This window comes from Streptomyces sp. WELS2, from assembly GCF_013870595.1.
GTDB lineage: Bacteria > Actinomycetota > Actinomycetes > Streptomycetales > Streptomycetaceae > Streptomyces.
This window is the reverse complement of the sequence record NZ_JACBWZ010000567.1, coordinates 1-4,212: the sequence shown is the minus strand read 5'-3', so window position 1 is coordinate 4,212 and position 4,212 is coordinate 1. Positions and strand designations below refer to the sequence as shown.

Annotated in this window: 4 protein-coding genes; all 4 read left to right on the top strand. The window is 71.2% G+C overall.

Annotated features, from left to right (window positions below):
- Positions 1 to 282: 282 nt before the first annotated feature.
- The gene (locus H5J33_RS25780) at positions 283 to 957 is read left to right on the top strand and encodes a chitinase (protein ID WP_399552920.1); all 675 of its coding nucleotides are present in this window, start codon (positions 283 to 285) and stop codon (positions 955 to 957) included.
- Between the two features lie 35 nt (positions 958 to 992).
- Positions 993 to 1,904, top strand: a complete 912-nt coding sequence (locus H5J33_RS25775) for an aldo/keto reductase (RefSeq protein ID WP_181797255.1) — start codon at positions 993 to 995, stop codon at positions 1,902 to 1,904.
- 258 nt (positions 1,905 to 2,162) lie between these two features.
- A complete protein-coding gene (locus tag H5J33_RS25770) occupies positions 2,163 to 2,942 on the top strand; it encodes a bifunctional 2-polyprenyl-6-hydroxyphenol methylase/3-demethylubiquinol 3-O-methyltransferase UbiG (RefSeq protein WP_181797254.1) in 780 nt (259 codons plus the stop codon).
- A 93-nt stretch (positions 2,943 to 3,035) separates the two neighbouring features.
- Positions 3,036 to 4,115, top strand: a complete 1,080-nt coding sequence (locus H5J33_RS25765; RefSeq protein ID WP_181797253.1) for a protein kinase family protein — start codon at positions 3,036 to 3,038, stop codon at positions 4,113 to 4,115.
- The last annotated feature ends 97 nt before the right edge of the window (positions 4,116 to 4,212 follow it).

Sequence of the window (4,212 nt, the reverse complement as noted above, 5' to 3'; positions counted from 1 at the left end):
TCGGCGGCCGTGCGCGACGATCCCGTTCCGCCGGTGCCCACCCGTGTCCGGCCTGCCGTTCGGCGGGCGGGGGAGGGGAGTGCGGGCAACCGCCCCGGCCCTTCGCCGACTTGGCCGATCTGATCGACTGGTCTAAACCCTTGACTGGTACATACCAAAGCGGTTGAGTGTGTCCAACCCCCCACCACGGCCGTTCCCGATTCCGGCGGGTGCGGCCGTGCCGTACGAAGGAGTTGGTCCGTGAGGAAACACCGCATCGCCGCACTCCTGGCCTCGCTCGCGATCGGCGGCTCCGCCCTGGCCGTCCAGGCGTCCCCCGCCTCCGCCGCCTCCTCCGCCGGCTTCGTGGTGAGCGAATCGCAGTTCAACCAGATGTTCCCGAACCGGAACGCCTTCTACAGCTACAGCGGTCTGACCGCCGCGCTCGGCGCCTACCCCGCCTTCGCGAACACCGGCAGTGACACCGTGCGGAAGCAGGAGGCCGCGGCCTTCCTCGCCAACGTCAGCCACGAGACCGGCGGACTGGTGTACGTCGTCGAGCAGAACACCGCCAACTACCCGCACTACTGCGACCAGAGCCGCCCCTACGGCTGCCCGGCGGGGCAGGCCGCGTACTACGGGCGCGGCCCCATCCAGCTGTCCTGGAACTTCAACTACAAGGCCGCCGGCGACGCGCTCGGCATCGACCTGCTCAACAATCCCCACCTGGTGCAGAACAACGCGTCCGTCGCCTGGAAGACCGGCCTGTGGTACTGGAACACACAGTCCGGGCCCGGCACCATGACCCCGCACAACGCCATGGTGAACGGTGCGGGTTTCGGCCAGACCATCCGCAGCATCAACGGCTCGCTGGAATGCGACGGCAGGAATCCCGCGCAGGTGCAGAGCCGGGTCTCCGCCTACCAGCGCTTCGCGCGGATCCTCGGGGTCACACCGGGAGCCGACCTGTACTGCTGAAGTGCGCCGGGGACGCCGTGTGCGAGACTCCGCCGATGACCACGGAAACGATCACCGCGGACGCCTCCGGCACCTTCGGGCTGGGTGACCTGCCCGTCCACCGCGTCGGTTTGGGCACCATGCGGCTGACGGGCAGCGCCGCCTTCCACCAAGGCGTCCCGAGCGACCGGGAGAGGTCGCTGACCGTGCTGCGCAAGGCCGTCGATCTCGGGGTGAACCACATCGACACGGCGGCCTTCTACTTCTCCTCGCTGCGTTCCGCCAACGAACTCGTCAACACCGCGCTGTCCCCGTACCCCGACGGACTGGTCATCGCCACCAAGGTCGGCCCCTACCGCGACCACGACGGCGCGTGGGGCACCTCCGCCCGTCCCGACCAGCTGCGCGGCCACGTCGAGGAGAACCTGCGCCAGCTCGGACGGGACCACCTCGACGTCGTCCACCTCCGCCGGATGCGCCAGGACTCCATAGCCGAACACTTCGGCGCTCTCGCCGAGTTGCGCACGGCGGGGCTGATCCGGCACCTCGGGATCTCCGCCGTGGAACCCCGGCACCTCGCCGAGGCGCTGCGGATCGCCCCGGTGGTCTCCGTCCAGAACCGGTACGCCCTGGACCGCCCCGACCCGGCCGGCGACGAGCTGCTGCGGCTGTGCGGCGAGCACGGCATCGCCTTCGTCCCCTTCTACGCCGTGGCCGGAGAGGCCGGAGAACGCGGTGCGACGGCCGCGCACGACGACGCGGTGCTCTCCGTCGCCCGCGCCCACGGCGCGACTCCCGCGCAGGTCCGCATCGCCTGGACGCTGCGCCAGGGCCCGCACGTCCTCGCCATCCCCGGCACCGGCAACCCCGGCCACCTGGCCGAGAACGTCGCCGCCGGGGCGCTGCGGCTCACCGCCGGGGAGCTGGCCCGGCTCGACCAGGCCCGCGGGGGCGGGCTGACCGCGTAGGTGCGGCCGGACCAGGGGCACAGACGCCGGAGAGGGCTTCGGGGCGCTCGTAGCCACCCCCGCCCGTGCGTACCTCCCTCTCCGGCACACCGGAGCGTACGGACGGTGACACCGTTCAGTGCCGGCAGGGCGGGGTGGAGCCCCGGCCCTTCCGATGCCGAGCAGGACGTGACGCATCATCAGGGCGGCCCGGGCGCGGAACTCGTCAATGCTAGTTTCCCTCAGGGAACTTGCCCCGGAACGTCGAGGGAGTGTGCCATGTCCACCACCCCGCGCATCGCAGTCGACTCGGCCGGCCGGGCGGCCGTCGACGGCCGCCACATCCGTGCCCTGACCTTCCAGTCCGTACGAATGGAGTATCTGCGGCACGTGCTCTCGGAGCTGAGCCTCACGGCGGCCGGCAGCCGGGCGCTGGTCATCGGCAGCGGACGCGGCCTTCCCGCCAGGGGCCTCGCCCGGCTGGGTTTCGAGGTCGTCGCCGCCGACCCGTCTCCTGCCGCGACGTCCCTCGCCCGGGATGCGGACGACGGGCTCGGCATCACGTACCTGACGTCACCGGCGGAGGAACTCGGCCTGCCGGACGGCACGTTCGACCTCGTGTACTGTGCCGACACCCTCGAGATCACCGAACGGCCGAAGGAAGTCTTGGCGCAGGCGGCGCGTGTGCTGCGTCCTGCCGGGGTCTTCGTCTACGACACGGTGAACCGCACCCTTGTGTCCCGCTTGATCTACCTCGGCGCCTTCCAGGCCTTCCCGGGCACCCGGATCATGCCCCGCGGCCGCTACGCCGCCCACCGGCTGCGCCGTCCGGCCGAGCTCGCCGAGGCCCTCGACGGGGCAGGACTGTCGCCGAAGGACGTCTCGGCGTTCAAGCCGCGCGACGTACGCGGTCTGGTGCGCGCGACGCGCGGGCGCAGGCGTGGCACGCTGACCGACGAGCAGCTGCCGGAGCTGGTCGACATGGTGCTCGAACAGGAGGGCAGCCCCGTGGTGACGTATCTGGGCTACGCGGTCCGCCGGGCAGTGCCGGGCCGCTGACAACCGCCGCTGCCCGCGACGACGTCGGAGGTCGCGTTCGGGGCGCCTGGCATGATCCGCAGTGGTCGGTCCGATGACAGGCAGGAGCCACCGATGGATGAGACCGAGCCACTACTCGCCGCGCGTTCATCCGCCTGTGCGACCGTAGGGGCACAGCTCTCGTTGCTCAGCGACCGAAGGCTCGGCGATGCCGTGGCCGCCGCCGCGGCACTGGGCTCGGGCATCGGTGGCAGACGCGGGGAGATGGAGGTCGCGGGGCTGCCCGTCTTCGTCAAACGGATCCCGCTGACGGACATCGAGGCGCGGCCGGAGCATGTACGCTCGACCGCCAACCTGTTCGGCCTCCCTCTCCACTACCAGTACGGGGTGGGGTCGGCGGGGTTCGGGGCCTGGCGTGAACTGGCCGCGCACTTCATGACCACGACGTGGGTTCTGAGGGGTGAGTTCGCCGGTTTCCCGCTCATGTATCACTGGCGGGTTCTGCCGGACCGGCCTCCTGCCGGCTTCGCTGACGAGTTCGGGGGCATCGAGGGGGCCGTCGCGCATTGGGAGGGGTCGTCCGCCGTGCGTCACCGGCTGGAAGCCATTGGCAGGTCCTCCCTCAGCCTGGTGCTCTTCCTGGAACACGTGCCCCGGACACTCGCGGACTGGCTCGGCGACACGGGTGAGGTGGCCGGCGGGGAGCCGGGAGCTGACTCCTCCTACCTGTGGGTGGAAGAGGAGCTGCGGCGGGGGACCGGGTTCATGAGTTCACACGGGCTGGTGCACTTCGACGCGCACTTCGCCAACCTGCTGACCGACGGCCGGCGGGTGTACTTCGCGGACTTCGGGCTCGCTCTCAGCCGCCACTTCGAGCTCTCGGCCCGGGAAGCCGCCTTCCTCGCCGATCACCTCGTGTACGACCGCTGCTATGCACCGTGGCATCTGCTGCGCCACCACCTGCCGGAGGCGGTGCGCGGCGGCACGGAACTCGGGACCTTCCTGCGCGAATGGAGCGCGGGCCGCCGCCCCGACGGCGTTCCTCCCGGGATCACGGCGATCATCGATCGGCATGCCCGGCACGCCGCCGTCATGGACGACTTCGCCCGTCGACTCGTCACGGAGAGCAGGCACACCCCATTCCCCGCAGCCGAGGTCCGGAAAGCCCTGGCCGGCGCGTCGGGGCCGGAGTGACGTGTGCGCCGCAGCCGTGCCCGGTGCCGATGGCGCCCCCGGCGCCGGAGTACTGCCGGGCCCGACAGCCGTCGCGGTTGCCGGGCAGGGGCTTGCC